Annotated in this window: 23 protein-coding genes and 1 pseudogene; 17 read left to right on the forward strand and 7 right to left on the reverse strand. The window is 59.0% G+C overall.

Features of this window, described 5'->3' with window-relative positions; all coding sequences use genetic code 11:
- Positions 1-60: 60 nt before the first annotated feature.
- Both ABSE61_RS14665 and ABSE61_RS14670 read right to left on the reverse strand, forming a co-directional pair.
- The gene (locus ABSE61_RS14665; protein ID WP_423871848.1) at positions 61-534 is read right to left on the reverse strand and encodes a GlcG/HbpS family heme-binding protein; all 474 of its coding nucleotides are present in this window, start codon (positions 532-534) and stop codon (positions 61-63) included.
- 27 nt (positions 535-561) lie between these two features.
- On the reverse strand, positions 562-1,548 hold the full coding sequence (locus ABSE61_RS14670) for a Bug family tripartite tricarboxylate transporter substrate binding protein (protein ID WP_423871849.1): 987 nt from the start codon (positions 1,546-1,548) through the stop codon (positions 562-564).
- A 271-nt stretch (positions 1,549-1,819) separates the two neighbouring features.
- Between ABSE61_RS14670 and ABSE61_RS14675 the strand changes: the two genes are divergently transcribed.
- The gene (locus ABSE61_RS14675; protein WP_423871850.1) at positions 1,820-2,701 is read left to right on the forward strand and encodes a polysaccharide deacetylase family protein; all 882 of its coding nucleotides are present in this window, start codon (positions 1,820-1,822) and stop codon (positions 2,699-2,701) included.
- A 54-nt stretch (positions 2,702-2,755) separates the two neighbouring features.
- Here ABSE61_RS14675 and ABSE61_RS14680 read toward each other — a convergent pair whose 3' ends face one another.
- Entirely contained in the window at positions 2,756-3,052 is a 297-nt protein-coding gene (locus ABSE61_RS14680; protein WP_423871927.1) for a substrate-binding domain-containing protein, read from the reverse strand.
- A 1,043-nt stretch (positions 3,053-4,095) separates the two neighbouring features.
- Here ABSE61_RS14680 and ABSE61_RS14685 point away from each other — a divergent pair.
- Genes ABSE61_RS14685 through ABSE61_RS14715 form a run of 7 tightly spaced genes read left to right on the forward strand, consistent with a single transcriptional unit; the run spans position 4,096 to position 11,703 of the window.
- The gene (locus ABSE61_RS14685) at positions 4,096-4,869 is read left to right on the forward strand and encodes an enoyl-CoA hydratase-related protein (RefSeq protein ID WP_423871851.1); all 774 of its coding nucleotides are present in this window, start codon (positions 4,096-4,098) and stop codon (positions 4,867-4,869) included.
- Between the two features lie 38 nt (positions 4,870-4,907).
- Positions 4,908-5,768, forward strand: coding sequence for an FAD binding domain-containing protein (locus tag ABSE61_RS14690; protein ID WP_423871852.1), 861 nt, complete (start codon positions 4,908-4,910; stop codon positions 5,766-5,768).
- Positions 5,769-5,772: 4 nt separating this feature from the next.
- Entirely contained in the window at positions 5,773-6,255 is a 483-nt protein-coding gene (locus ABSE61_RS14695; RefSeq protein WP_423871853.1) for a (2Fe-2S)-binding protein, read from the forward strand.
- Complete coding sequence (locus ABSE61_RS14700; protein WP_423871854.1) at positions 6,252-7,013, forward strand: N-acyl homoserine lactonase family protein; 762 nt, start codon at positions 6,252-6,254, stop codon at positions 7,011-7,013. Before ABSE61_RS14695 ends, ABSE61_RS14700 begins: the two co-directional genes overlap by 4 nt.
- Positions 7,006-9,408: a xanthine dehydrogenase family protein molybdopterin-binding subunit gene (locus tag ABSE61_RS14705; RefSeq protein WP_423871855.1), complete on the forward strand. Its 2,403-nt coding sequence runs from the start codon at positions 7,006-7,008 to the stop codon at positions 9,406-9,408. The genes ABSE61_RS14700 and ABSE61_RS14705 overlap by 8 nt, the downstream gene beginning before the upstream one ends.
- A complete protein-coding gene (locus tag ABSE61_RS14710; protein WP_423871856.1) occupies positions 9,401-10,150 on the forward strand; it encodes an SDR family NAD(P)-dependent oxidoreductase in 750 nt (249 codons plus the stop codon). Before ABSE61_RS14705 ends, ABSE61_RS14710 begins: the two co-directional genes overlap by 8 nt.
- An 11-nt stretch (positions 10,151-10,161) precedes the next feature.
- Positions 10,162-11,703 (forward strand): class I adenylate-forming enzyme family protein, encoded by a 1,542-nt coding sequence (locus ABSE61_RS14715; protein ID WP_423871857.1) that lies wholly within the window; start codon positions 10,162-10,164, stop codon positions 11,701-11,703.
- A gap of 8 nt (positions 11,704-11,711) precedes the next feature.
- Here the strand turns inward: ABSE61_RS14715 and ABSE61_RS14720 are convergent, their stop codons facing one another.
- Positions 11,712-12,752, reverse strand: a complete 1,041-nt coding sequence (locus ABSE61_RS14720; RefSeq protein ID WP_423871858.1) for a winged helix-turn-helix transcriptional regulator — start codon at positions 12,750-12,752, stop codon at positions 11,712-11,714.
- A 177-nt stretch (positions 12,753-12,929) separates the two neighbouring features.
- On the opposite strand from ABSE61_RS14720, the gene ABSE61_RS14725 reads away from it, so the two are divergent.
- The 5 genes and pseudogenes from ABSE61_RS14725 to ABSE61_RS14745 all read left to right on the forward strand — a co-directional run bounded on the left by ABSE61_RS14725 (position 12,930) and on the right by ABSE61_RS14745 (position 18,368).
- Positions 12,930-14,156 (forward strand): ABC transporter substrate-binding protein, encoded by a 1,227-nt coding sequence (locus ABSE61_RS14725; RefSeq protein WP_423871859.1) that lies wholly within the window; start codon positions 12,930-12,932, stop codon positions 14,154-14,156.
- Between the two features lie 85 nt (positions 14,157-14,241).
- Positions 14,242-15,798 (forward strand): 4-hydroxyphenylacetate 3-hydroxylase family protein, encoded by a 1,557-nt coding sequence (locus ABSE61_RS14730; RefSeq protein ID WP_423871860.1) that lies wholly within the window; start codon positions 14,242-14,244, stop codon positions 15,796-15,798.
- Positions 15,799-15,831: 33 nt separating this feature from the next.
- Positions 15,832-16,273: pseudogene (locus ABSE61_RS14735) on the forward strand (SRPBCC family protein).
- Between the two features lie 44 nt (positions 16,274-16,317).
- Positions 16,318-17,511, forward strand: a complete 1,194-nt coding sequence (locus ABSE61_RS14740; protein WP_423871928.1) for an MFS transporter — start codon at positions 16,318-16,320, stop codon at positions 17,509-17,511.
- A gap of 50 nt (positions 17,512-17,561) precedes the next feature.
- The gene (locus ABSE61_RS14745; RefSeq protein WP_423871861.1) at positions 17,562-18,368 is read left to right on the forward strand and encodes an NAD-dependent protein deacetylase; all 807 of its coding nucleotides are present in this window, start codon (positions 17,562-17,564) and stop codon (positions 18,366-18,368) included.
- 144 nt (positions 18,369-18,512) lie between these two features.
- On the opposite strand, the gene ABSE61_RS14750 is transcribed toward ABSE61_RS14745, so the two are convergent.
- Both ABSE61_RS14750 and ABSE61_RS14755 read right to left on the reverse strand, forming a co-directional pair.
- A complete protein-coding gene (locus ABSE61_RS14750) occupies positions 18,513-18,671 on the reverse strand; it encodes a hypothetical protein (RefSeq protein WP_423871862.1) in 159 nt (52 codons plus the stop codon).
- Positions 18,672-18,774: 103 nt separating this feature from the next.
- On the reverse strand, positions 18,775-20,112 hold the full coding sequence (locus tag ABSE61_RS14755) for an MFS transporter (protein ID WP_423871863.1): 1,338 nt from the start codon (positions 20,110-20,112) through the stop codon (positions 18,775-18,777).
- 69 nt (positions 20,113-20,181) lie between these two features.
- Here ABSE61_RS14755 and ABSE61_RS14760 point away from each other — a divergent pair, with 69 nt between their 5' ends.
- Genes ABSE61_RS14760 through ABSE61_RS14775 form a run of 4 tightly spaced genes read left to right on the forward strand, consistent with a single transcriptional unit; the run spans position 20,182 to position 24,687 of the window.
- Positions 20,182-20,952: an enoyl-CoA hydratase/isomerase family protein gene (locus ABSE61_RS14760; RefSeq protein WP_423871864.1), complete on the forward strand. Its 771-nt coding sequence runs from the start codon at positions 20,182-20,184 to the stop codon at positions 20,950-20,952.
- Positions 20,949-22,568, forward strand: coding sequence for an acyl CoA:acetate/3-ketoacid CoA transferase (locus ABSE61_RS14765; RefSeq protein WP_423871865.1), 1,620 nt, complete (start codon positions 20,949-20,951; stop codon positions 22,566-22,568). The genes ABSE61_RS14760 and ABSE61_RS14765 overlap by 4 nt, the downstream gene beginning before the upstream one ends.
- Positions 22,569-22,612: 44 nt before the next feature.
- Complete coding sequence (locus tag ABSE61_RS14770) at positions 22,613-23,953, forward strand: FAD-dependent oxidoreductase (RefSeq protein ID WP_423871866.1); 1,341 nt, start codon at positions 22,613-22,615, stop codon at positions 23,951-23,953.
- Positions 23,954-23,973: 20 nt separating this feature from the next.
- Positions 23,974-24,687, forward strand: coding sequence for a GntR family transcriptional regulator (locus ABSE61_RS14775; protein ID WP_423871867.1), 714 nt, complete (start codon positions 23,974-23,976; stop codon positions 24,685-24,687).
- Positions 24,688-24,967: 280 nt separating this feature from the next.
- Here ABSE61_RS14775 and ABSE61_RS14780 read toward each other — a convergent pair whose 3' ends face one another.
- Entirely contained in the window at positions 24,968-25,972 is a 1,005-nt protein-coding gene (locus ABSE61_RS14780; protein WP_423871868.1) for an ABC transporter substrate-binding protein, read from the reverse strand.
- Positions 25,973-25,977 lie beyond the last annotated feature (5 nt).

Consider the following 25,977-nt stretch of genomic DNA (forward strand, 5'->3'; position numbering starts at 1 on the left):
CCGAAATGTCCTCTGCAAATTGCAGCAAAGCTGCGTCGATTTACGCGCTTGATGAATGGCCTATTTCGTCTGCCTGACGTTAACGTCGCGGCCCATGTGCATGCAGTCCTCGTCAGTTTTGAAACCCGCGGCCCGGATGCCGAAAGCAGCTAATTCCTCATCCTTTTCTTCAGTATCGCCTGTAACTCCGACTGCTCCAACAACCTTGCCGTTGCTCGCACGTATCAACATTCCGCCACCCTCCGGGAAAATCTTGTCATCGGTGGCGCGGAAGAGGTAGCTCATAAATGCTGGCTTCTCCTCGTTGCGAATCCGCACAAGCGAGGAAGAGCGGCCAAGGGCTAGGGACGCGTAGGCCTTCCCAAACGCCATTTCGAATCGAACCATGGATGATCCGTCTTCTTTTTGGAACGCCTTCACGATGCAGCCGGGCTCGACGACGACAACGCTTAATGGGCGGCACTCCATTTCCGCGCCGCGTTTTATGATCGCTTCGATGATGCAATTGGCTTGTTCCAGTGTGATTGCGGTCATTGTTTCCTGCTGTTTGCGTCGGGCGGTTTATTGAGGTTGCAGCCCTGCCGCCATGATGATCGGAATGAGTCGCTGCCGCTCGGAAGCAAGAAATGCCTGCGCTTCTACCGGGTTCGCGTCGGGTCGAATTTCTAACCCCGCAGCTCGCAGAGCAAGTTCAAAGTCAGGTTGCTTCATGACGGTCGCGGTCGCTTCGGAAATTTGAGCGATGACCGGCTGTGGCGTTCTCGTCGGCGCCAGAACGCCGCAGGTGAGTTCGGCGACCATTCCTGGGAGCGTTTCGACAGCCGCTGGAATTTCTGACGCGGCCTTGAGCCGGGCAGGCGCGCAGACTGCAAGGATGCGGATATCGCCGCTACGGTGGAAATTCAAAACCTGACCGGTCACGTTTGGAGTCATCATGGGCACCACATTTGCCATTAGATCAACCAAGCCGGGACCGGCGCCCCGATAAGGGACGTGCAGAATATCGGGCGTATTCGTAAGCTGCTTGAACATTTCCCCGGCAAGGTGAGTCACCGTTCCCGCGCCGGCCGAAGCGTAGGACAGAGTTTTCTGATGGCTGACGGCATACTTGACGAACTCGCCCAGAGTTTTGACGGGCACGCTGGGATGCACGACGATGGCCGTTGACGATGTGGCAATCATCGAGATGGGAACGAAGTCTTTCGTCGTATCATACGGCGGATCGAGCATCAGATGGGGTGCAATGATCTGGCTGCTCGTGTCGCCAAACAGCAGCGTGTATCCGTCGAATGCCGCATGGGCCACCGTGCTGGCGCCGATCGTGCCGCCGCCGCCGCCCTGATTTTCGATGATGACCGTGCCAAGCGGCGCCTTCATCCGTTCAGCCCAATTGCGGGCCACGGCATCCACGACACCGCCGGGTGCATACGGGACAATCAGGCGGATCGGCCGCACCGGGTATTTCGACTGAGCCAAGGCGAACCTGCGCGGCAAAAGCTGAGCGAGCAGTGCCGCTCCACCCCCTAGAATGCAATCGCGACGATGCACTTCGTTCCTCCCGGACCGCTCGACGGCGGCGGTTCTTTGGTCAGAAATTCGCAAATCTCCGCCGGATTTGAAGCAATGCTATCGCGTCTTGGAGACCGAAGTCGAGGACCAGGTTGCTTGGCCGGTCCGAGCCAGTATCTGTTGACAGCGGCCCTGTGATAGCTTCATCAGCATTCGATGAACGGGTGCGAGCCCTCGGTAAATTCTTTCACATTAATCTCGGCCGGCCCTTGAGATAAGACGGTAGCAGGTCGCCAAAAAGAGGCACTGAATGACAGAGGTGACAGACTCTTCCTCTTCTAAAGGATTTTCCTGGCCAGACGGGGCGCGGATTGTCGTGGTGGTAACATGTCTCATGGAAAACTGGGCGGGCGATAAAGGGCCGCCATTTTCAGTTCAGACGACCTCGCTCAAACTGGGTACACACGACCGCGCGGCGATGACCTGGGGATGGTACGGCAGCCGCCACGGAGTGTGGCGCCTCTTGAAGATCCTCAATGATCATGAGGTACCTTCGACCTTTGTTGCAAACGCACACTCGATGGAATTGGCGCCCGATGCGGTCGAATGCATGTTAAAATCCGGCCATGAGATCGCAGCCCATTCGTACACGCAAGACGCATTGATGGCTTATCTCGATCCCGAGGAGGAGCGTTCGATCATTGAGAAGTGCATCGGCGTATTCAAGAAGCTAACGGGGGCCCCGCCCAAAGGATGGCTTAGCCCGGTTCTTGCGCCGACCGCGCATACAGAAGAGATCATCGCCGATACCGGCTTCCTGTGGTATGGCGACTACAACAACATTGACCTCCCGTTTTGCGTTGACACGGCGAAGGGCACGTTAGTCGCTCTTCCGCATTCGGATTTCGCTGATCACCGGGTATTACGCGGCAATCCCCGAGATTGGTACGACGTATATAAGGATACGTTCGATTATCTGTATGCGAATGAACCGACGTCGTACCTCAACATTACATTGCACTGCCATTTCGGCGGCCGGCCGTTGATGGCGGCGCAGCTCGATCGAATTTTGAAATATATTCGCGGCTTTCCTGGTGTGTGGATCGTGCGCCATGATGAGCTGGCGGAATGGATCAAAACCAGCAAAATCAAGGAATGGTCAAATTCGTCGCGTTTTTTTCCGCAGCGCTAGGGACTTTGGTTGGATGAACGACCGTTACGGAATGGCGGTCGACGAGTTCTGGAGTTAACACAACGCGTCTGTTTTCGATCGCCGTGCCATGGATCGTGGCGGCAGAATCTCCGCGGCGTGCTTGCCGAGTTCGGTGGTCGGCGTACGAATGGTGGCAAGCGCGGGCGTGATGCTGTCCATAAAGGGCATATTGTTCATGCCGATGATCGAAATATTGCGCGGGCAATGCATGCCGTGCGCTCCCAGCTGCCGCAGCGCGCCGAAGGCCAGCATATCGTTTGCAGCGACGATCGCCGTTATCGCCTTGTGTTCGCGTAGAGTTGCCGCGCAGGCAATTTTGCCATCTTCGATCGTGAACTCTTAGCCGTAGGTAACGGCTGCTGTGAGGCCTTGTGTCGCCAGGGATCGAAAGGCAGCGGTAGAGCTGCCATGGTTGCGCCATAGAAATTCTGTGGTAGTACGACCGCTTCACAGATGAGGGACAGCGAGTGGCGAAGAAATCTCAGAAAACGGCAAAGACGAAAAAGGCCGTACGCCGCGAATACACCAAAGCCGATGTCAAGGAGTTGCGAGCGCATTCAAAGGCGCGGACGCCAGTTGCCAAGATCGCAAAGCTCACAAGGCGTACTGAAGGATCGCTGCGACAAAAGGCGCTCAAGCTTGGAATTAAACTGGGTCATCGGCGCTAGGTAGTGAAGTATCACATTACACTGTTCAGTAAGGTGTTCTCGACAAGGACATTGGTGCTGATCGCCTCCATTCTTGGTGGTATATTTTTAATGAAAGGCTTGAGCGCCTATTATGACTTCAGCTGGGTAACCGCTCTAGCGGCTCAGTAGGAAAACAGCCCGAAGAGGCTGTATGTTACCCAACTGATCAGCCGTAGCACTTTGTGTTTTCAATCAGGCGGCAGCGAAGCTGATTCGAAATGTGTACGCGGTAGCAGCTCGAATAGAGTTGGTGCGGTAACTGATGGAATAATGGAATGGTCTGCGTACTGATATCAGTTGTCGCCACGGGCAGGCTTTTTAGCAAAACCTTATCAGTTGGCCGTTTGTGAAGTCTTGAGTAAATCGGTTTGAGGGCTGCGCCGCCTCCGTGGACATTGTTGAAGACGTCCCTTGGGGGGACGAGCCGCCCAAGGTCGCGCTGCTTGAACCGATAGCGACCTGACGGATAACGGCTGCGGATCGATAAGGCTCCGAAGCCGCTTGCATTCGCTTATCGGTGACCATGTTGACAAGCGACCCAGCAACGAAACCCGATTCTTGACCACGGGTGGCGGGGACTTGACTTGCCTCGGCGCATTAGTCTACTTATGCAAGTAACAAATTGGGCTGCGACTGTTAGTCAAAAAGTCCGAGAATTGATCGGCTGGGCGCCAAAGAGGTCACGTGGAGGAAATTCGAATCGAGCGGCGCGGCAGCGTTACCCATGTCATTCTGGATCGGCCAGCCGTAAAGAATGCCGTGACGCTCGCGATGTGGCGCGAATTGGCCGCGATCTTCGCCGGCTTCGCTGGCGATCAAGATGTCCGAGGGGTGGTCCTGAGGGGTTCGGGTAAAGACTTTTCTGTCGGCGCAGACATTTCCGAATTCGAAGAGATCAGAGACGACAGGCATCAGAGCGCCGCCTACGAAGTTGCGGTCGACGCTTGTTCGGGGGCGATCGCCGCGGTTGGAAAGCCGGTCGTGGCCGCGATCTCTGGCTATTGTCTCGGAGGCGGTTGTCACCTCGCGCTCGCATGCGATTTCCGCTTTGGCGATCGCACCGCGACGATGGGCATTCCTTCGGCGAAGCTGTCGATCGTGTACGGCGTGCACAGCGTGCAGCGTTTACTGGCAATTGCGGGCGTGTCCAACGCCAAGCGGGTTCTCTACTCGGCCGACCGTTATCCAGCCGATCGGGCCCACTCGATGGGCCTGATCGACGAGTTGCACGAGAATGCGGCCCTTGCCGCTGAGAAGTTTTTGGAACGGTTGGCGGCCAACGCGCCGCTGTCGATTTCCGGCGCCAAATACATGCTGAACGGCCTTTCGATGGGACCCGGCGCGCTCGATTTGGCGGCCGCGCAGCGGCTCATTGATGCCGCCTCCGACAGCGCGGATTTCAAGGAAGGCCGGCAGGCGTTCGCGGAGAAGCGGCCACCGCGGTTTCGCGGCAAATAGGCCTGGACCGGGAAGCAATCAATTTCGGAGGGCTACCGATGAAGCCTGCCAAGTTCGACTATGTTTCGCCGTCGACGGTAGACGCGGCCATCGAGGCGCTGGTCGCGTCGAACGGCGAGGGTAAGGTGCTGGCCGGCGGGCAGAGTCTGCTGCCGCTGTTGAACTTCCGGATGGCTCGGCCTGCCGTGCTGGTCGATCTCAACGGCATCGAGGGATTGTCGTACATAGAAAACCGTGGCGACCGCATCGCCATTGGCGCTCTGACGCGCCATTGCGACCTCGAACACTCGGCCTTGATCGCCTCAAAGCTGCCTGTAATGTCGGCGGCCATGCGCCACGTCGCCCATCTGGCGATCCGCAATCGTGGCACCATCGGCGGCAGTCTGTCACATGCGGATCCCGCAGCCGAGCTTCCCATGCTCGCAGCTTTCTATGAGGCGGCGATCACCGTGCAGGGGCCGGAGGGCCGCCGGACAATCGCGCCGGAAGAGTTCTTTGTTGACGCGCTGACGAACTGCTTGGAGCCGGAAGAGATCGTGGTGGAGATCGAATTCCCGATCATGGAGCAGGACGGTTGGGCTTTCGAGGAGGTCGCGCGCCGCTTCGGCGACTTTGCGCTTGCGAGTATCGCCATCTCTATTCGCCGCGGCGCGTCTGGACTAGAGGCCGCGCGTGTCGCGGTGATGGGTGTGGCCGACACGCCGCTCCGGCTGAGGCAAGCGGAGCGGGAGCTTGTCGCCATGCGGATCGACGAAGGGACGCCCGATCGATTTTCGGGAATCATCGCCTCGCAAGTCTCTCCGAACGGAGACATTCATGGTTCGGCCGAATACCGGAAGCATCTGCTTGCACAGCTGGCGAAGCGCGCGTTGCGGACGGCGTTGGCGATGAAGGACTGATCCGATGACGATCAAGATATCCTTGACCGTGAATGGAGAGCCATACGATGTGGCCGACGTCGAGCCTCGCCTGCTTCTGTCTGATTTCCTGCGGGATACGCTCGGCCTTACGGGGACGCATGTCGGATGCGAGCACGGCGTTTGCGGTGCCTGTACCGTCTTGATGAACGGCGACAGCGTGCGTTCATGCCTGATGCTGGCCGTCCAGGCGAACGGCGCGGAGATCGTCACGGTCGAAGGGCTCGGATCGCCGGAAGACCTCAACGTGCTGCAAGCCGAGTTCCGCGAGCATCACGGGCTTCAGTGTGGCTTCTGCACGCCCGGCATGCTGATGACGGGCGAGGATCTGCTTCAGAAGTATCCGCTAGCGACCGACGATGACATTCGGAAGGGTCTCTCGGGTAATCTCTGCCGTTGCACCGGATATCAGAACATCGTTGCGGCAATCAGAAGCGCCGCCGCCAAGCGCACGGAGAAGGCGCCATGAAACTCAATTTTCTCGCAGCCGGCCGCCTTCGCATGAAGAAAAGCATTTACGTGCCCGGCGCCGATCGCAACGAAACCATCGATCTTCCTGTCAGCAGCGCCTTGATCCGGCACAAGCAGGGCAACGTGCTGTTCGATACCGGTTGCCATCCCTCTGTCGTCGACAACGCCGAGGACCACTGGGGCACGCTGGCCAAATTAATGAATCCGATCATGAGCGCGGGCGAGACATTGTTGCCAAGCCTCGCCTGCACCGGGCTTGGGCCAGACGACATCGACATCGTCGTGAACTCGCACTTCCATCCCGACCATTGTGGCTGCAACCAATTCTTCGGGAAGGCGACGATCCTCGCGCACACAAAGGAAATTGAAGCGGCCAACGCTCCGGGTGCCGAGAACGCGGGCTATCGCCGGGCCGACTGGAACACCGGCCAGACGATTGAAGCTGTGAGCGCAGAGAAGGACTTGTTCGGCGATTCCAGCGTCGTGCTGCTGCCGTTGCCGGGTCATACACCTGGAACGCTCGGTGCTTTGGTAAGCCTCGACCGCGACGGTCAATTCCTGTTGGCTTCGGATTCGGTGAGTCTCCGGCGGAACCTCGATGCCGACGCTGCGCCTCGAAACACCTGGAACGTCGATCAGCAACTGAAGACCTTCGAGGAAGTCCGGCGTATCGAGAGGCGCGGCGCTACCGTGATTTGCGGCCATGACGACCAGCAATGGCAAGTCTTGCGCAAAGGAAGCGAAGGCTATGAGTAGCGATCGAATCGCTCATCCTTCCGATGTGTTGCGGCCACGGAACGTCGGCGCGCCCATCAAGCGCACGGAGGATCCGCGCCTGTTGACCGGCAACGGCGAGTATACGGCAGACCGAAAACCCGACCGAGCGCTCCATCTCGCCTTCCTTCGCAGTGGTCAGCCTCACGCCCGCATCGAACGGATCGACACCGCCGCGGCGCTGGCGGCGTCGGGCGTGGTTGCCGTGTTCACGGCCGAGGATATCGCGGGAGACTTCCAACCCGTGATCCCGTTCTCACGGATGGCGAACTACTATGCGACGCCGATCGTGCCGCTTGCCTCCAGGAAGGTTCGCTACGTCGGCGAGCCCGTCGCCGCCGTCGTTGCCACGTCTCGCTACCTCGCGGAGGATGCGCTGGAGCTCATCGAAGTCGACTACAAATCTCTCGGCGCCGTCTCGCGCGCGGAGTTGGCGGTCGCGAATGATGCGCCGTTTTTGCACGAAGAAGCTAGCACCAACGTCCTGATTGCGCGCGAATTCAAGAAGGGGGACGTCGCCGCGGATTTGAACGCCGCGGCCGTCAGGGTCGGCGGCCGCTTCGAGATGACCCGTAAGGCGCCGCTTGCGATGGAGCCACGAAGCTACGCCGCGGAATACGAAAAGAGTCGTGATGCCATCACGCTCTACACCTCGTCGAACATTCCGGGAATCGTCCGTGACGCCATTTCGGAGTCGCTCGGCCTGCCCGGACATCGCCTCCGTGTCGTCGCGCCGGACGTCGGGGGAAGCTTCGGTTCGAAGGGCTCGCTCTACCCTGAAGAGCTTCTGATTTGCATCGCGGCGCGCAAGCTTCGTCGGTCGGTGAAGTGGACAGCGGACCGGCTTGAGGACGTAAGCAGCAGCAGCCAGGCCTTCGGCGAAATCGTCGATGCCGAAATGGGGTTCGACGCGAACGGTATCGCAACGTCGCTGCAGGCCGACGTCATCGGAGATGTCGGAGCCTATTCGATTTATCCCTGGACTTGCGGTCTTGAACCGGTCCAGGTCGTGAGCTTCCTGCCGGGGCCTTACAAGATCCGTTCCTACAGGGGCGCGGTGCGTGGTGTCGCGACCTGCAAGCCGCCGACCGGTCCGTACCGTGGCGTTGGCCGACCCATTTCGACCTTCGTTGCCGAGCGTCTGATGGACCTCGGCGCCAAGGCGCTGGGCATCGATCCTCTCGAGATCAGGCGTCGCAATCTGGTCCGCTCGGAGGAGTTTCCATACCGGATCGCTTCCGGGATCATATGGGACAAGACCGGTTTCGTCGAATGCCTGGACGCGGCTGCCGAGGCCGCCGGCTATGAGCAGCTTCGCAAAGAACAAGCTGAAGCGCGCGAGCAGGGGAGGCTTTTCGGCATCGGCATCGCTACCTACGCCGAATTGACCGGCATTGGTTCGAGAATCGCGGTGGCGCCGGGCATGCCGATCAATACCGGATCCGAGACGGCAAAGATCACGATCGACTCGACGGGAGCGATCACCGCGGCGTTCGGCGTCGCGTCTCACGGCCAAGGCCTCGAGACGACGTTGGCCCAGATCGTGGCCGACGATCTCGGCGCCCGGTTCGAGGATGTACGCGTCATCCAGGGCGATAGCGACGAGGTGCCGATGTCGACCGGAACCTATGCGAGCCGCAGCGCGGTTCTGGGGGGCGGCGCGGCGAAGCACGCCTCGAAGATATTGCAGCAGAAGATCAAGCGTGTCGCCTCGCATCTTCTCGAGGCGAACGCAGCCGACATCGAAGTGACCGAGGGCATGGCCACCGTACTCGGAACCGACCGCGCCGTGAGTTTCAAGCAGATCGCCAAGGCGGTCTACGCCGATATGAAGACCTTGCCGGTGGAGGCTCGCGAGGAGTTGAGCGCGACCTACACCTACGACCCGATCAACGGGACAACCGCGGCGGCCACCCACATCGCGGCAGTGGAGGTCGACCCGGTTAGCTGCTTCGTGCGGATCCTGAAGTTTGTCGTCGCCGAAGACTGCGGCCGGATCATCAACCCGATGATCGTCGACGGTCAGGTGCACGGTGGCGTGGCGCAAGGCATCGGCGCAGCTCTGCTGGAGGAACTGATCTATGACGAGGATGGTCAGCTCCTGACCGCGAGCCTCGTCGACTACATGATTCCTTCCGCACCCGACGTGCCGCTGATGGACGTCGTGCATATCGAGAGCGAGTCCGCGGTCGCCGGCGGCTTCCGAGGGATGGGCGAGGGCGGCACGATCGGCGCGCCGGCTGCAATTGCGAACGCGATCGCCGATGCGCTGTCGCCGCTCGATATCGACGTCTCGATTCTTCCGATGACGCCGGAACGTATCTTCAAATTGATGGAACAAGCCAAGTTAAAATCGAGAGGAAAAGTAGATGAGTGACTTGAAAGGACGCGTTGCCCTCGTGACCGGTGGCGGCCGGGACGTCGGCGCGGGCATCTCCAGAATGCTTGCGGAGGAGGGCGCAAGCGTCGCTGTCAACTATCACAGTTCAAAGGCCGAGGCGGAGGCTGTCGCTGCCGAGATTCAAAAGGCGGGCGGCAAGGCGAAGGCTTACCAGGCCGACATCGCGGATGCGGGCATCGTCAAGAAGATGATCGCGGACATCAAGAATGATTTTGGCGGACTGGACATCCTCGTCAACAACGCCGGTCTGGTATTGCGCAAGCGTTTCAGCGAAAGCACGCCCGAGGAATGGAAAAAGCAGATCGACACCTGTCTTTATGGTGCGCTGAACTGTTCTCATAGCGCGGGTCCGCTGCTCGAGGCCTCAGGCCACGGGCGTATCATCTCGATCATGGGCGACTCCTCCCGGGTCGGTGAGTCCGGTCTGGCGATCGCGGCCGCGGCCCGCGCCGGCACCATTGCGCTGATGAAATCGCTGGCGCGCGAATGGGGGCGTTCGGGTGTGACCGCAAACTCGATCTCGCTTGGTCTGATCGAGACGGCCCACGACAAGACCTGGGTCGAAGCGAACCGCGAAAAGCTGGTCAAGGCTTACGCCATTCGCCGGCTCGGACTCCCGTCCGACGTGGCGCCCCTGGTCACGCTGCTGGCGTCGGATGCGGGTGGCTGGATCACTGGGCAGGTGATCAGCATCAATGGTGGATACAGTATGGTCTAGGGGATACGGCGATGATGGACGTTGATTTGATCGCTCCAATTGCGCGGCTGATGAATCAGCACGTGAAGAACCGGCCCGAGCAGATCGCTTACTCGGATTCGGTGCGTTCCGTCACGTACAGGCAGCTGGCGGACAACACGGCGGCCATCGCCGCCAACCTGGCAAAGGCGGGACTGCGCGAGGGTGATCGCTTCGCGATCTATCTGCCGAACGGGGTCGACTCGATCGAAGCCTGCTTTGCCGGACTCAGGGCCGGAGCCGTGATCGTCCCGATAAGCTATGACGCTGCTGAAGGCGAGATCAGCTACCGGCTCACCGATGCGGATTGCGGCTTTATCGTCACGACGGCCGATAGAAAGGAATTGGTGACGAAGATCTCGCGGATGGCCAATATTGCGCCGCGAACCATCTTCGCGCGCCACGGTGCGGAGCAAGCAGGTACTTCGCTGTCCAATCTCGCGCAGCACGCCGATGCCAAGCCGCTCGATCCCGAGGATATCGATCGTTCGTCCTTTATCATCTACACGTCGGGGACCACCGGCCGCGCCAAGGGCGTGCTTCTTTCAATACGCGGCATGCTCTGGATTGCGGCTGCCTGCTGGGCTCCGATCTGCGGGCTCGGCCCGAAGGACGTTCTTCTCTCGCCACTGCCGTTGTTTCATTCCTACGGTCTGAATCTGTCCGTGCTTGGCGTTCTGGCGGTGGGTGCAAGCGAACACCTCATGGAGCGGTTCTCTCCGCAACTCGCTTTGGATCTGATGCAGTCGGGTAAGTACACGGTCTTCCCGGGTGTCCCGACCATGTTTCATTATCTGCTGCATCGGGCGCAGGAGACACGGGTCGAGCGGCTCGGCAATATCCGGCTTTGCATCTCTGCCGGCGCCATCATGCCGGCTACATTGAATCGGGCTTTCGAGGAGCGCTTCAAGACACCGTTGCTGGATGGATATGGCATCACCGAGACATCGACCATGGTCACCATGAACTGGCTCAGCGGCGCGCGGCCCAATGGCTCATGCGGATTGCCGGTACCGGGGCTCGCGGTGCGCATCCTTGATCCGAATACGCTCGAAGACGTTCCAATTGGTGGCGAGGGCGAACTGATTGTCCGCGGACCGAATCTGATGCAGGGCTATCACAACAAGCCCACGGAGACTGCTTCGGCACTCCGCAAGGGGTGGTATCACACAGGAGATCTCGCCAAGTCGGATCCCGCCGGCTACCTGACTATCACGGGCCGGATCAAGGAACTGATCATCCGGGGTGGCCAAAACATCGCGCCTGCCGAGATCGAGGAAGTCGTCGTCCGGCATCCCCAGGTCAAGGATTGCGCGGTTGTCGGCGTGACGCACGCGACGCTGGGCGAGGTGCCTTGTCTCTTCGTCGTCGCGAAGGAAAATGCGTTAGACGTCCTGTCTCTGATGGATCATTGCCGGGCGCATCTGTCGGCCTACAAGATTCCGGAGGCGACCCATCTGGTCGGAGAAATTCCCCGCACGGGATCCGGGAAGATCATGCGCTTCAAGCTGATCGAAGCCTTGAGCCAATCGTGACCGGACGATCAGTCGACCGAACGTGGACCCAGGGCGCCGAACGATTGCGGATCGTAGGTCAGCCGATATCGCATGTCCGCAGCAACGATCGGCTGCTTGCATTGATCGCATTTCACGGACGGCTGGAAATCGTGTCCGCACTTAAGATGGGTGAGTATCAGCGGTGGTTTGCCCTTGGAGAGCCAGCGATCGCCCCATCGCAACATCGCGATGAAGGGACCGTAGAGGTCCAACCCCATGTCGGTGAGAAGATACTCGTACCGGTCCGGGGAGCTCTGGTATTGCCTGCGATAAAAGACACCGCTGGCAACCAGGCGGTTGAGCCGATCGGTCAGGATGTTAGGCGCGATCGCGAGTTCAGTCAGGATCTTGTCGTAACGGCGGTTGCCGAAGAAGCCCTCTCGAACAACCATGAAACTCCATTTGTCGCCGATGATTTCAAGTGCGCGCGAAACCGAACTTGGGCGGCCGTGCACGAACCGGCTTCCGTCCGAAGGACGTCTGGTGTTGCGGCCGGGTTTGGCGGGGCATCGGCCGACGCCGGGGCCGTCGCGATATTTGGCATCGCGGGCGCCGACGCCTTCGCCGCAATGAGAACAGGTGACAATGGGATGGCTGTCGTGACCGCAGGCGGCGTGGATCAGCGTCAGCGGACGAGGCTTGTCGTTGAAGAGCCAGCGGTCTCCGAATTGCATCAGCGCGATGAAACTCGGATAGAGATCAAACCCCATCTTCGTCAGGCGATATTCCTTGCGTTGCGATGATCCCGGCGCAACCTGTCGGAAGATGGCGAGTTGGGTAAGCTTTCTCAGCCGATCGGTCAGTGTCGCCCGTGGAATGCCGAGCGCGGAGCGAAACGCTTCGAACGTTTGGGTGCCGAAGAACGCCTCGCGGATGATCAGGAATGCCCAGGCGTCGGAGACGATGTCCAGCGTTCGAGCGACCGAACAATTGCGCTCGGTGCGGACGATGCCGGTTCGCCCCTCGGGCGCCGGTGATCTTGGCTTCAGCGGGGATTTGGTCGTTTGTATTTTGGCGGCGGCGGGCATTCCGAACTGTCCATTACGCGGGAGCCGCGACGGCGGCCCTCGAAAGTCGCGCAGCTTTACCACACCGGCGCGATTGACTCGCCGGAAATATCAGTCTAGTTACGCATGTGACATAAGTCTAGTTATGCTAGTAATAAAAGCAAACTAACAAGCAAAAAATCCTTCAGGAGGAATGTCATGAAGCTGAGGACCGAAAGCCTTCTGATCGCGTCGGCGGCGATCTTGATGTTCAACGGCGGAGCCGGAGCGCAGAACACGAAGATCTCTGATGACGTCGTCAAGATCGGCGTGCTGACGGATATGTCGGGACAATTCTCGCACGAATCCGGGGAAGGCTCGGTGACGGCGATCAAGATGGCCGTCGAGGATTTCGGCGGCAAGGTTCTCGGAAAGCCGATCGAGGTGATCGTCGCCGACCACCAGAACAAGCCGGATACCGCTTCTGCGCTGGCGCGCAAATGGTTCGACGTGGACCACGTCGATATGATCGGCAACCTGATCAATTCGTCGATCGCGCTCACGGTTGCCGGGCTCGCGAAAGAAAAGAACCGGATCGCCATCATCAATGGCTCTGGGTCGTCTCGTCTCACCGGCGATGCATGCACGCCAAATAGTATTCACTATGCCTACGACACCTATGCCCTCGCGCGCGGAACCGGCGCCGCTTTGGCCAAGGCGGGCAAGAAGTCGTGGTATTTCCTGACAGCAGACTACGCGTTCGGGCACGCGCTCGAAGCCGACACCTCAGCGGTCGTGAAGGCGATGGGTGGCGAGATTCTCGGATCGACCCGTTATCCGCCTGATTCGTTCGATCAGTCCTCCTTCCTCCTGCAGGCGCAGTCGTCGAAAGCGCAAGTCGTGGCGCTGGCCGGCTCCGGTAATGTGCTGGTGAATTCGATCAAGTCGGCGCAGGAATTCGGCATTCCGGCTGGCGGCCAGACCCTCGCCGGTCTACTTGTCTGGATCACCGACGTCAGGAGCCTGGGACTTTCGGCAGCGCAGGGACTGGTTCTTACTAATGCGTTCTACTGGGATCGCGATGATGAAACCCAGGCTTGGTCCAGGCGCTTTTACGAACGGACGAAGAAGATGCCGCACATGGGCGACGCCGGCGACTATTCGTCGACAATGCACTATCTAAAGGCGATCGAAGCCGCCGGCACAGATGAGGCGCAAGCCGTCATGAGCAAGATGCGCGAGTTGCCGATCAACGATTTCTTCGCGAAGAACGGTCGGATTCGCGAGGATGGCCGCATGGTGCACGACATGTATGTGTACGAAGTGAAAAAGCCTTCCGAGTCCAAGGGCGACTGGGACTTCTACAAGCTTCGCGAGGTAATCCCTGGGGACCAGGCGTTTCGTCCGCTGAAGGACAGCGCCTGTCCGCTGGTCAAAAAGGGTTGATGCCGGCGAGCCTGTTCCGCCGCTAGAATACGCGTGGTTCAGGCCCGCTCGCGAAGCGGGCCTGGTTGTTTATCTGGAGGGAGAGATGGATCAGGAAACGATCGCAAGCGGCTTGGCCCCGAAATCCCGCAAGCCGATCAAGTCGGGCTCCGAATACATCGATAGCCTGCGGAATCGAAAACTCAAGGTCTACCTGATGGGTGAATTGGTCGAGGAGCCAGTCGATCATCCGATTATCCGGCCTTCGATCAACGCGGTGGCGCAAACCTACGATCTCGCAAACGAAAACCCGGAACTTGCCTCGGCCGTATCGCCGTTTACCAGCGAGCGCGTGAATCGGTTTCTCCATATCTCGGCGAGCCCCGCCGATCTCGTCATGCAGAACAAGATGCAGCGGCGCTTGGGGCAGTTGACCGGCACATGTTTCCAGCGTTGCGTCGGCATGGATGCGCTCAACTCGCTGCATTCCGTCACTTTCGATTTGGATGAGAAATACGGCACCGAATATCATCGGCGTTTCACGCAATTCCTTACCCGGATGCAAACGGCGAATTTTGTCATCGGCGGTGCGATGACCGACGTGAAGGGTGATCGCGGCAAATCGCCTTCGCAGCAGGCCGATCCGGATCTCTTCGTGCATGTCACCCGCCGCACCGCGGATGGCGTCTTCATCAGCGGCGCCAAAGCCCATCAGACCGGCTGCCTGAATTCGCACTGGCTGATCGTGATGCCGACAATGAGGCTGGAAGCTGCCGACAAGAATTACGCGATCGTCGGCGCGATCCCGGTCGACGCCAAAGGCATCACCTATATCTATGGACGGCAATCCTGCGACACCCGAAGCGCCGAAGGCGGCGACATCGATGTCGGCAACGCGCAGTACTCGGGCCAGGAGGCGATGATTATTTTCGAGGACGTTTTCATCCCGCGGGAACTCGTCTTCCTCGATGGGGAATACGAATTCGCTTCCACTCTGGTCGAACGATTTACCTGCTATCATCGCCGCAGCTACGTCTGCAAAACCGGCGTCGGAGATGTCCTGATCGGAGCGGCCGCCACTATTGCCGACTACAATGGTGTGGAACGTGTCTCGCACATCAAGGACAAGCTCGTCGAGATGACACATCTCAACGAAACGATTTACGGCACCGGCATTGCCGCGAGCCATCAAGGCATGAAGATGAAATCGGGCGCGTATCTTCCGGACGAGATGCTGGCCAATGTTTGCAAGCACCATGTGACGCGCTTGCCATACGAAATTGGCCGGCTGGCGCAGGATCTCGCCGGCGGTTTGATGGTCACGCTGCCGTCGGAGCAGGAATTTAGGCATCCGACGATCGGTCCTCTGGTGGAGAAGTATTTGAAGGGGCGCCCCGAGATTTCAACCGAGGACAGGATGCGGGTCCTGCGTCTGGTTGAGAACATGACGCTCGGCCGGAACGCCGTTGGCTATCTGACTGAATCGATGCACGGCGCGGGATCTCCGCAAGCGCAGCGGATTCAGATCGCGCGCTCAATGCAAATCGAGTTCAAGAAGGAGTTGGCGAAGACATTGGCCGGGATCGCCGACGCATCGCGCGAAGACATATCTGACGATCTCTCCATGTACATGGCCAGGGTCTTTGCGCCCGTCGGCACTTGATGATCTAAACGGTTTCTTGCAACGGAGACGCCTATGGCGATGACGATGAACGGCGAGATCCAACTCGCCGCACCGAGGGAGGTTGTTTGGGCAAAGTTGAACGATCCGGACGTCCTGAAGGCCTGCATCCCCGGGTTGTGAGGAATTGGAGAAGACCGATGATCAAGGTTTTCGTGCCGCTGCCAAGATGAAGGTCGGCCCGGTATCCGCTCGATTTCGTGGAAAGGTCACTCTGAGTGATCTCGATCCGCCAAACGGCTACAAGATTTCGGGTGAAGGCGAGGGGGGTGTGGCAGGATTCGCAAAGGGCGGAGCCAAGGTCGATCTCGCCGACCGTGATGGAGGCACGCTCCTGAGCTATCAGGTCGATGCTCAGATCGGAGGCAAGCTCGCGCAATTGGGACAGCGTCTTATCAACGGCTCGGCTAAGAAACTGGCGGACGAATTTTTCGCCAATCTGGCCCGGACGCTTTAGTGGAAGAACGCATCGCCCCGAAGGCAGCCTTCTGTCTGCTTTGGATGTGCGGAGTTTGTCTTCGCCTTACCATCCTGGCTGTTCCGCCGGTCATCGCGATAATTCAAAAAGACCTCAATTTGTCGGGCACACAGATTGGGCTGCTGGCGGGCATTCCGATCGTCATGTTCGCAATCTTCGCCGCGCCGGGCTCGATCGTGATCGCCCGGATGGGCGTCCGTGGCGCATTGGTGGGCGCCCTTGCTGTCGCTGCGGCCGGGACACTGGTCCGCACAGGCGTTTCGAACGCGTGGCAATTGTATTTGACGAGTGCGTTGATGAGTGTCGGCGTTGCCATCATGCAACCGGCGATGACGGCAGCGGTGCGTGAGTGGGCCCAGCAAAGATCGGCATTTGGAACAGCGGTCTACACCAATGGCTTGATCTTCGGCGAGATCATCCCGGTCGCCACGATGCTGTCGCTGGTTCTGCCGTATTACGGTGGAAATTGGCGCCCGGCTCTCGGCGTATGGGCATTGTTTTTGATCTTGACCGCCGTTGCAGTTGCGATGTTCGCCCCCAAGTCCGCTAAAAACGCGGTAGCGATAGCCACTGCGCGCTTGCTTCCGCAATGGAACAGCCGGCTCGGGTGGCGCATCGGTTTGACGCTGGGGAGCGTCACGAGCACCTATTTTTGCCTCAACGGGTTCTTGCCCGCCTACCTTAACGCGAACGGACACCAGGAGCTCATCGGTCAGGCGTTGACGGCGCTGAACGCCGGACAGTTGCCGGCGTCATTTCTCCTGCTGTTGCTGGCGGACAGGCTGCAAGGCAAGCGTTGGCCATACCTTGCGTTGGGAGCGCTGTTCTGTGCCTGCGTGATTGGCGTCATGTCAACGGCGAGCATGTGGACGGTATTCTGGGCTGGATTGGCAGGATTCTCCTGCGGCGCCGCGCTGCCATTGGCATTGGCTCTTGCGCCTTTGCTTTGCGACAATGCCAATGACGTCGCGCCGACCTCAGCGGCAGCATTCGCGATCGGCTACGGTTTCGGGATGCTTGTCTCGTTGATCGCTGGCGCTGCCTGGGACCTCGCCGGCAACGCCGGTGCCGCACTCATCCCGATCCTCCTGGGCTGCATCCCCATCTTGATCGCCGCGCCTAAATTCACGCGAAGAGGCAATTCGGGGCATTCGTTCAACAGTGAAGGGCGGCGTCGTTCCTGCAACAGCCTGCCGCCAGTCCGTCGTAGTCGGTGATTTCGACAGTCTGGCGCTAACGCTCGACGTCAATTACATAGTTGAAGAGAATGGCCAACTCTGAGATCCAAGCCTTCGTCCAAAGTCACCGGCGGCTGTTTGTTTTGACAGGCGCCGGATGCAGCACGAACTCGGGAATCCCTGATTACCGAGACGCCGACGGTAATTGGAAGCGAACCCAGCCGGTTCGCTTTCAGGCATTCGTGGCCGACGAACTGACGCGCCGTCGCTATTGGGCCCGCAGCATGATCGGCTGGCGGCGATTCGGTCAGGCCGAGCCGAACGACGCGCATCGCGCTCTAGCACAGCTCGAAGCGAACGGCGGATGTCAGATTCTATTGACTCAGAACGTGGACGGCCTGCACCAGGCCGCCGGGAGCAGGGACGTGATCGATCTCCACGGCCGACTCGATCTGGTTCGTTGTATGGTCTGCTCGACCGAACGCCGTCGCGCCGATTTTCAAGACGAACTTATGCGGTTGAACGCTGCTTGGGCCGAACTCGAGGCCACCGCACTGCCTGATGGCGACGCCGACCTGGACCATCGCGACTTTTCGGACTTTACTGTGCCGCCGTGCGCTTCCTGTGGCGGTGTCCTCAAGCCCGATGTCGTGTTTTTTGGCGAAAGTGTTCCGCGCGCTCATGTCGATGCCGCCCAAGTGCACCTGGATCGCGCGGACGCCATGCTTGTCGTCGGTTCGTCATTGATGGTCTATTCGGGTTTCCGTTTTGCCCAAGCAGCAGCAAATCGGCGCATCCCGATCGCCGCCGTAAACCTCGGGCGGACGCGCGCCGACGATCTGTTGACGTTAAAAGTGGAAGAGCGTTGCGAGGCGGCGCTGTCGTTCTTGCTATGAGGCACATCAGACGGGTCAGTTCGCCACTGATAAGATTTGTCTCCAAATGGAGTCAGTTCGCTAACTGATAAGGAAACACTAGAAACCTTATCAGTTGGAAGGCTATCTCATAACATCCCTTGAGCGGACGACACCGGCTATCGCTCAACCCTCGCGAGGGTCGGGGACTTTCTTCTCTGACGTGAGCAGTGTCGACGTCCTTTCAACCAGCTCGATGATGGCGCGACGAACGGTGGGATCTTTGATCTTCAGGAACGCTTTGAGTAGTCTCAAATTCTCCAGAACGTCTTTGGTCTCGGCCATCAAATAGCTCCGCCATGGCACGGGATACTGAGCGCTGAAATCATGATGGTGTTCTTAAGGAGTCAGATCGGCTGCGTCTCGACTTCGCGATACGTCGAAGCGTTCATGTTTTTATTGCATCGACCTTTCCCCGTGTTTCCGGCGCGAGCGTGACGGCGAAGATAGTCACCACACACATGCAAATCACGAAGATTACGACCGGAGTTGCGCTCGCATAGCCAGCAATCAAGGCAGTCGCAATTAAAGGAATGGCGCCACCTGCAATTGCCCCGAATTCGCGCGCACCAGCCACCCCGGTGTATCGCAGGTTGGCTGGAAACAGTTCGGAAAAGAATGCAGGCTGACTTCCTGCCAGAGCGGAGTAGATGCAACCGCCCAGGAGTGTGATGCCAAACCACACGGCCCAAGTGTTCCCGCTATCCATCATCCAGAAATAGGGGACCATCACGACGGCAGCGGCGAGCGCGCCACCGCCGTACACGGGACGCCGGCCGACACGATCGGACAGCGATCCAAAGATGGGAATGAAAATCACCTGGGCCGCTGCGGCCAGGAACACGCCGATCAAACCGACGTCGCTTGGGTAACCACGTAGCTTCAGATAGCTAAGCGTGAAAACGACGGGGATATAGAGAACGGCGTTGTCTGCGAAACGCATGCCGACCACAAGCAGGAAGCTCTTCATCTGCGTCCTCCACACCTCCATTAGCGGAGAGCGCGCAACTTTGTTCTCGGCCTGAATTTGTTCGAACACCGGCGATTCGCCGATCCGAACGCGAATCCAAAGCCCGACTAGCAGGACGACCGAGCTCAAAAGGAACGGAATGCGCCAACCCCAGGACATGAATTGTGCTTCGGGAAGTTTCTGGGCGAGCAGGAAAACGCCGACAGCGGCGGCGAGGCCAATCGCAACTCCGATCTGGGACCAGCTTCCATAGAAGCCGCGTCGATCTCTTGGAGAGAATTCGACCGCCAGAATGGCAGCGCCGGCGAACTCAGCTCCAGCTCCGAAGCCTTGTATCAGTCGAAGAACAAGCAGCAGGATCGGTGCAAAATTACCGATCTGGCCGTATGTGGGAAGCATGCCGATCAAAGTCGTGGTGATGCCCATGATCATCAGCGTCGTTACAAGTATAGTTTTCCGCCCAAGCTTGTCGCCGAGGTGACCGAATACGGCACCGCCTATCGGTCTAATGGCGAAACCAAGTGCGTAAGTCGCGAAGGCTGCAAGCGTGCCGACGGTGGGGCTGGCTTTCGAGAAAAACAACGGCGCGAAGACCAAGGCGGCTGCGGTGCCGTATACGAAGAAGTCGTACCATTCGATGATCGTGCCGATCATGCTCGCGGAAACGACAAGGCGGATGCGGCGTGCATTTTCATCGCCAGTGAGTTGAGCTTTCGAAATAGCAGGCGAGCGGTCACCTAATGTGAAGTTTGCCATCGTTTCCCCCGTAGAGCCGTGCGCTTTAACGCGCCTTGACCCGCGCAATTCGTGTAGTATATTACAAATATGCTACAAGCACAACAGCCCGCGCCGCTGCGCACCGAGCAGGCCGGCGATATCGCCATCCTCACCATCGACAGGCCAGAGCGGCGAAACGCGCTCGGGCAGAAGCTGATCGAACAGTTGAGACACGAGCTTGATCGAGTGGATGGGGATCCCGAGACACGCGTCATCGTTCTGACCGGCTCGGCGCCTGGCTTTTGCGCAGGAAGTGACCTTAAAGAACTGGCGGGCATGGATCTCGCCAGCATGGGCGGGCATGAAGCCCAGACGGCTACGTTGGCACGTTCGATCGCGCTCATGAGCAAGCCGGTAGTCGCCGGCGTCGAGGGCTTCGCGCTCGGTGGCGGCTTTGTGTTGGCCGTGTCCTGCGATGTTGTTGTCTCGAACGCGTCGGCGCGATGGCACCTCCCCGAGGTGATGATCGGATGGATCCCTCCGTGGGGAATACAGGCGCTTGTCGCGCGTGTCGGCCCGGTCGCCGCGCGCCGGCTGGTCTGGGGCGCTGATCCATTCGACGGCGCGGAAGCGCATCGGTTGGGAGTTGTCGACTATCTGGCTCAGCCCGGTGAATCCGTGCGCGAGGCCGCGATTCGTGTCGCCACTCGCTTGGCGGCTCTACCAGTCCAAGCGGTCGCGTCAACGAAGCAGTTCTTCGCACCGATAGTGTCCGGGCAAGGTGAAAGCCTGGATGCGTGGGCCAATCGCCTTTTCCTCGCAGACTGCGGTCATCCTGCCGCGAAGGCCACTCTCAATCGCTTTGGAGTTCGTGTGTGAACAAACGTATCAACGCAGATGAAGCCGCACGGCTGGTTCGGTCCGGCGACACCGTCGCCAGCGTGGGCGTCATCGGATGGATCACACCTGATGCATTGCTGCGTGCGCTCGCTGATCGCTTCCATCACGATTCCGAACCACGCGATCTGACATTCTACTTCCCTTGCGGGACGGGTGACTCGATAGATATCCGCGGCATGGACCACGTCGCCGTCGAAGGTCTGATGCGTCGTATCATTTCCGGCTCTTACGTGAATCCGCTGCATCCGACCAAGCGTACGCGTCCCGATCTCATGCGGCTCATACGCGAGAATCGTATCGAAGCCTATAGCTGGCCCATCGGCGCCAGCATGCAGTGGCTTCGCGAGGTAGCGCGTCGAAGCCCGGGTCTCATGACTGAGATTGGTCTCGGTACCTATGCCGACCCTCGACAGCAGGGCGGTAAGTTTACGTCGCTCGCGAAACAGGATTTGATCGAACTGATTGAGTTTCGTGGCAAGCCCTATCTCTTCTATCCTACGTTCCCATTAAATGTCGCCTTCATTCGAGCGTCATCGGCAGATTCTTTCGGCAACCTTTCCTACGAGGATGAGACGATCATTTCGTCCAACGTTGCGCTGGCGCTTGCGGTGAAAGCATCGGGCGGCACTGTGATCGCGCAGGTTCGGCAGGAGGTGCAACGCTATTCGCGACCTGCACATCAGGTTCGTATACCGGGCGCATTGGTCGATCATTATGTAGTTGAGCCCGAGCAGATGTCAGGCACCGATATAAGATTGGATCGAGCTTACCTGGGTGGCTCAGCACCCGATCTGCACTCGCTTCCAAAACCGCCTCTGGGACCGGATAAGGTCATTGCGCGTCGCGCCTCGCGCGAAGTACGTCCAGGGCGCACTTGTATTTTTGGGTTTGGCGCATCTTCGGATGTGCCGCTTGTCATGGCGGAGGACGGTCTGTTCGACGACGGCCGTATCGGCGATTACCAATTCACAACCGAACACGGACCGTTCGGTGGCATCGTCATGAGCGGTTGGCAATTCTCCGCCAACATCGGACCCGAAGCTCTGCTGGACGGTGTGCAGCAGTTCGATTTTATCGATGGCGGCAATTGTCCATTTGCCGCGCTGGCCTTTGCGCAGTTCGATCGCGAGGGCAACGTTAACGTGAGTTGGTTCGGTTCGAGTAATCCTGGTGCCGGCGGGTTCATAGATATCGCGCAAAACGCGAAAGACCTGGTGTTCACCGGGACATTTACGACTGCCGGGCTCAACGTGAGTATTAGCGACGGCGGTCTTCGCGTTGCTAAGGAAGGTTCGGTACAGAAATTTGTCGATCGCGCCGAACAGATTACCTATCCGGTGAGAAAAGGCGTCGTCGAACGGGGGCAGAGTGCTTTGATCGTTACTGAGCGAGCCGTGTTCCGCGTTGTACCCGAGGGGTTAGTGCTCACCGAGGTGGCGAATGGTATTGATGTCCGGCGAGACATTCTCGATCAAATGGCGTTTGCCCCCCATCACATCGTTGATCCACTGCCTTTGATGGATGCCTCGCTGTTTGCCGAGTATCCGGTGATCACCACGGATACGGAGGCACGAAAGGCCGTTGGATCAGTATAAGTGATGTTCTCCTTGCAATCCGATTAGCAGCAGGAAACGCCAATTTGTCATCCTCCCTGGATCATCGGTCTGCGCTCAAGCTTGATTGCGACGTTCTGGTGGTCGGCGGTGGCGCTGCTGGCGTTGCATCGGCCGTGATCGCAGCACGTCGAGGGGCGCGCGTCGTGCTGGTCGAACGATACGGGTTCTGCGGGGGCGGCGCCGTCGCTGGGCTTTCAGGCACGATCTGTGGCATGTATGCGGCGACGAACGACATCAATGCGCCGCCGCGGCAACTAGTGCACGGCTTCCTTGATGAATTCGTCTCCACAATGGAGCGGCGAGGGGGACTTGCGCCACCAGTTCGTTACGGCAAGACATTCACCCGCGTACACGACCCATTGGTCTGGCGGGAAGCAGCTGACGCCCTGCTGACCGACGCAGGCGTCCAGGTGGTTTTCCACACGACAGTGTTTGGCGCACTGGTCGAGGGCGGCGAAAAAGTCGACGGCGTGGTCGCCTATACCAAAGAAGGCCGCGCGACAATCTCGGCCAAGGTCACCATCGATGCGAGCGGGGACGCTGATATCGTCGCGATGGCCGGATTTCCGTCTTTCATCGGACAGGACGGCAGGGTCCAGAACCCGACGATGATTTTCCGTATCCTAGGTGTCGAGGTGAACCGTTTTCTAGCCGAGTACGGCGACGACACGATTATGGGCGAAGCGGTTTCAGAGCTTATTCGACGGCGGTCCGAGGGCAACGAATATAAACTTCCCCGTGCCAAGATATGGCTGTTCCCGACTACGCGTCCCGGCGAACTGTTATGCAATTGCACGAGGATCATTGGCGCTGACGGTCGTGAACTCAATCCGCTTTACGCGCGCGACTTTACCGAGGCTGAGATCGAGGGACGTAAACAGGTTCGCGAATACGCCCGCTTTTTCAAGGATAACCTCATCGGCTGCGAGCATAGCTTCGTAAATGATACGGGCGTGCAAGTCGGTGTACGGCAGACGCGACAGGCACTCGGGACGCACATTTTGCGAAACGAGGATATTCTCGCCGGAAGGAAATTCCACGACGGGATCGCACAGTCCCCCTGGCCGATCGAGCTTCACGCCGGTGCTAAACCACGGGTCGAGTGGCTGCTTGATGACGTTTACGAAATACCGTACGGATGTTTTGTGCCGCAGCGTGGCGAAGGTCTACTGACCGCGGGCCGATGCCTATCTGCCGAGCACGAAGCCGTAGCTTCGGCGCGGGTTACGGCCCAGTGTTTCAGCTATGGCCATGCGATTGGACATGCGGCAGCAATTGCTGCGCTAGACGGCGTAGCGCCTCGAAAGATAGACGGTGCAGCCATTCGGGCCGAAATGAACCGTGAGGGGGCCGAATTGGCCTGAACGGACTGGAGCAGCAACGTTTGCGATCTAAGGTCAAACAGCTCGAATCGCCGAAAATAAAAATCGAATCGTTGCTTGCGCCACGTCCAGCAGGTGGCGCGCCGAACCTGAGCGACCAAGCCTACAAGGCGCTCGAAGAGCTGCTTGTGACGGCTCAGCTTGAACCGGGCAGTATTTGGTCGGAGCCCGCTCTAAGCGAGCTGACGGGGTTTGGACGAAGTCCTGTTCGAGAAGCACTGCAGCGCCTCACTTCCGATCATCTCGTCGTTCCCTTGCGTCGCCACGGATTTCGGATCACAGAAGTCCAGGTCGAAGAGCAGCTTCTTGTGCTTGAGGCTCGACGGGAACTCGAACGCCTCGTTTCGATTTTTGCCGCCCGACGGGCTAGTGTCTCCGAGCGCGAGATCCACCTCGAGGTTGCCCAGCAACTTCGTCGAGCGGGTAAAGATCACGACGCGCTGCTTTATTTGCGTCTTCATTTTGCACTGAAGCGGTTTACGGCGGCCAGCGCTCGCAATCCGTTTATCGCGTCCGCTCTTTCGCCGCTGCACGCGCTCTCACGTCGGTTTTTTTATGTTCACCGAGAACGGTTTGGTGACCTCACGGAAGTCGCAGGTTTGCATGCAGACCTGGCAGAATCGATCGGGCGCGGCGATGAAGGGTCTGCAGCAGCTTGCAGCGATGCCATGACCGGATATGCGGTCGAGTTCACGCGCCGCATTGTTTTAGAATAAATCGCTGATTAGACCAGTTGATACAATTCAGAGCGGCTAATCGCGGTGTCTGGCTAGATTGATGATGTCAAGATGCGAGCGCGGCAACTGACAACCCAAGTCGCAGAGTAGAAGCGGTCGGATCGTGGCTTGGTAACCGCGTTTTGCTTTTGGCCATTAGTAGGCGCCCCGGTACACCGCTAAGACCCGAAGCGGACGTTACTCTCGCCGATATTGCAGCCCACATTTTAAAACGCGAACGGACTTGCACGCCGGTCCCTCGCAGCCAGCTGCGTGGCGTTTACTTGGTTTTGGCGGCGGCTTGATCATAGAAGGAGAGATCAAGATAGCCAGCGGCGGCTGGTGGCCTGCCGCCCCATGCGCCCTCGACGACCGCGCGAAGCTTCAACACGTTCTCAAAACCCTTTAGATCAAATTCGGCGTCTTTGGCAAAGCCCGTCGCCGGGTCGGCAACGATGTCGTAGCACTGGGCGGCGACCTCAGGTGCCAGCTTCAGGTGATTGACCAGCATGGCGACCGCCTCGGCCTTGTGCGCCAGGGTCTTAATCCAACGCACTGCCTGAATATAGGCGGCGATATATTTTACCACGGTGTCTCGATTGGCGCCGGCCCATGGCCGGAGGACGAAGCCGCTTGTGCCCTGGTACTGACCGATAGCGCTCGTTAACGAGCCCAATTCGCGCAGGCCCTTGCGCGGCGCCAGAACCGAGTATGGCAGGTTCAACATGCCGGCTTGAGCGATCCGGTTATCAGCCATCGAAGCGATCCGCTTGGCGGGCGTACCGCCTTCGAGGCTGACCGTGTATTCGCCGCGCTTGACGCCATGGTCGGCCAGCATCTGGTAGGCGACCAGCGCAAAGGCTGTGTTCGGAGCGTCGACCACCAGCGTCTTGCCGCGGAGATCTTCGTATTTCTCGATCTCGGGCGTGACAAACAGGTGGTTGAAGCTGTTGTCACCACCCATGACGATGACGGTGTCAGCATGCTGCAGCTCGACCATGGCGACAGCATTGTCGGCGGCCGTATGGGCGATCTGGTATTTGCCGGCCGCCATCCCCTCGCGCAACTCTGTTGAGCTGCCGGTGAGCGTGATCCGAACGTTAAGGCCTTGCTCTTCGAAGAAGCCCTTCTCGGTGGCTACGAAGAAAGGCAAGTCCTGCACGCCTGAGAAAACGATGATGTCGAGCGGGATTCCCGCCGCGGCTCCGGCGGGCTGGGCAAAGCAGGCAAGGAGCGCCGCAACCAGCAGACGAGGGCCGGCAAAGCGTTGACGTGAAACTCTCATGATTT

The organism is Bradyrhizobium sp. (assembly GCF_049519115.1).
Lineage (GTDB): Bacteria > Pseudomonadota > Alphaproteobacteria > Rhizobiales > Xanthobacteraceae > Bradyrhizobium.

Bases quoted from the DNA above. Each gene is read 5' to 3' on its own strand.
- ABSE61_RS14705 (WP_423871855.1), top strand. From the start codon at position 7,006: ATGAGTAGCGATCGAATCGCTCATCCTTCCGATGTGTTGCGGCCACGG.
- ABSE61_RS14745 (WP_423871861.1), top strand. From the start codon at position 17,562: ATGGCCAACTCTGAGATCCAAGCCTTCGTCCAAAGTCACCGGCGGCTG.
- ABSE61_RS14720 (WP_423871858.1), bottom strand. From the start codon at position 12,752: ATGCCCGCCGCCGCCAAAATACAAACGACCAAATCCCCGCTGAAGCCA.
- ABSE61_RS14760 (WP_423871864.1), top strand. From the start codon at position 20,182: ATGCTACAAGCACAACAGCCCGCGCCGCTGCGCACCGAGCAGGCCGGC.
- ABSE61_RS14675 (WP_423871850.1), top strand. From the start codon at position 1,820: ATGACAGAGGTGACAGACTCTTCCTCTTCTAAAGGATTTTCCTGGCCA.
- ABSE61_RS14700 (WP_423871854.1), top strand. From the start codon at position 6,252: ATGAAACTCAATTTTCTCGCAGCCGGCCGCCTTCGCATGAAGAAAAGC.
- ABSE61_RS14715 (WP_423871857.1), top strand. From the start codon at position 10,162: ATGATGGACGTTGATTTGATCGCTCCAATTGCGCGGCTGATGAATCAG.
- ABSE61_RS14690 (WP_423871852.1), top strand. From the start codon at position 4,908: ATGAAGCCTGCCAAGTTCGACTATGTTTCGCCGTCGACGGTAGACGCG.
- ABSE61_RS14730 (WP_423871860.1), top strand. From the start codon at position 14,242: ATGGATCAGGAAACGATCGCAAGCGGCTTGGCCCCGAAATCCCGCAAG.
- ABSE61_RS14695 (WP_423871853.1), top strand. From the start codon at position 5,773: ATGACGATCAAGATATCCTTGACCGTGAATGGAGAGCCATACGATGTG.
- ABSE61_RS14750 (WP_423871862.1), bottom strand. From the start codon at position 18,671: ATGGCCGAGACCAAAGACGTTCTGGAGAATTTGAGACTACTCAAAGCG.
- ABSE61_RS14725 (WP_423871859.1), top strand. From the start codon at position 12,930: ATGAAGCTGAGGACCGAAAGCCTTCTGATCGCGTCGGCGGCGATCTTG.
- ABSE61_RS14740 (WP_423871928.1), top strand. From the start codon at position 16,318: ATGTGCGGAGTTTGTCTTCGCCTTACCATCCTGGCTGTTCCGCCGGTC.
- ABSE61_RS14780 (WP_423871868.1), bottom strand. From the start codon at position 25,972: ATGAGAGTTTCACGTCAACGCTTTGCCGGCCCTCGTCTGCTGGTTGCG.
- ABSE61_RS14710 (WP_423871856.1), top strand. From the start codon at position 9,401: ATGAGTGACTTGAAAGGACGCGTTGCCCTCGTGACCGGTGGCGGCCGG.
- ABSE61_RS14755 (WP_423871863.1), bottom strand. From the start codon at position 20,112: ATGGCAAACTTCACATTAGGTGACCGCTCGCCTGCTATTTCGAAAGCT.
- ABSE61_RS14665 (WP_423871848.1), bottom strand. From the start codon at position 534: ATGACCGCAATCACACTGGAACAAGCCAATTGCATCATCGAAGCGATC.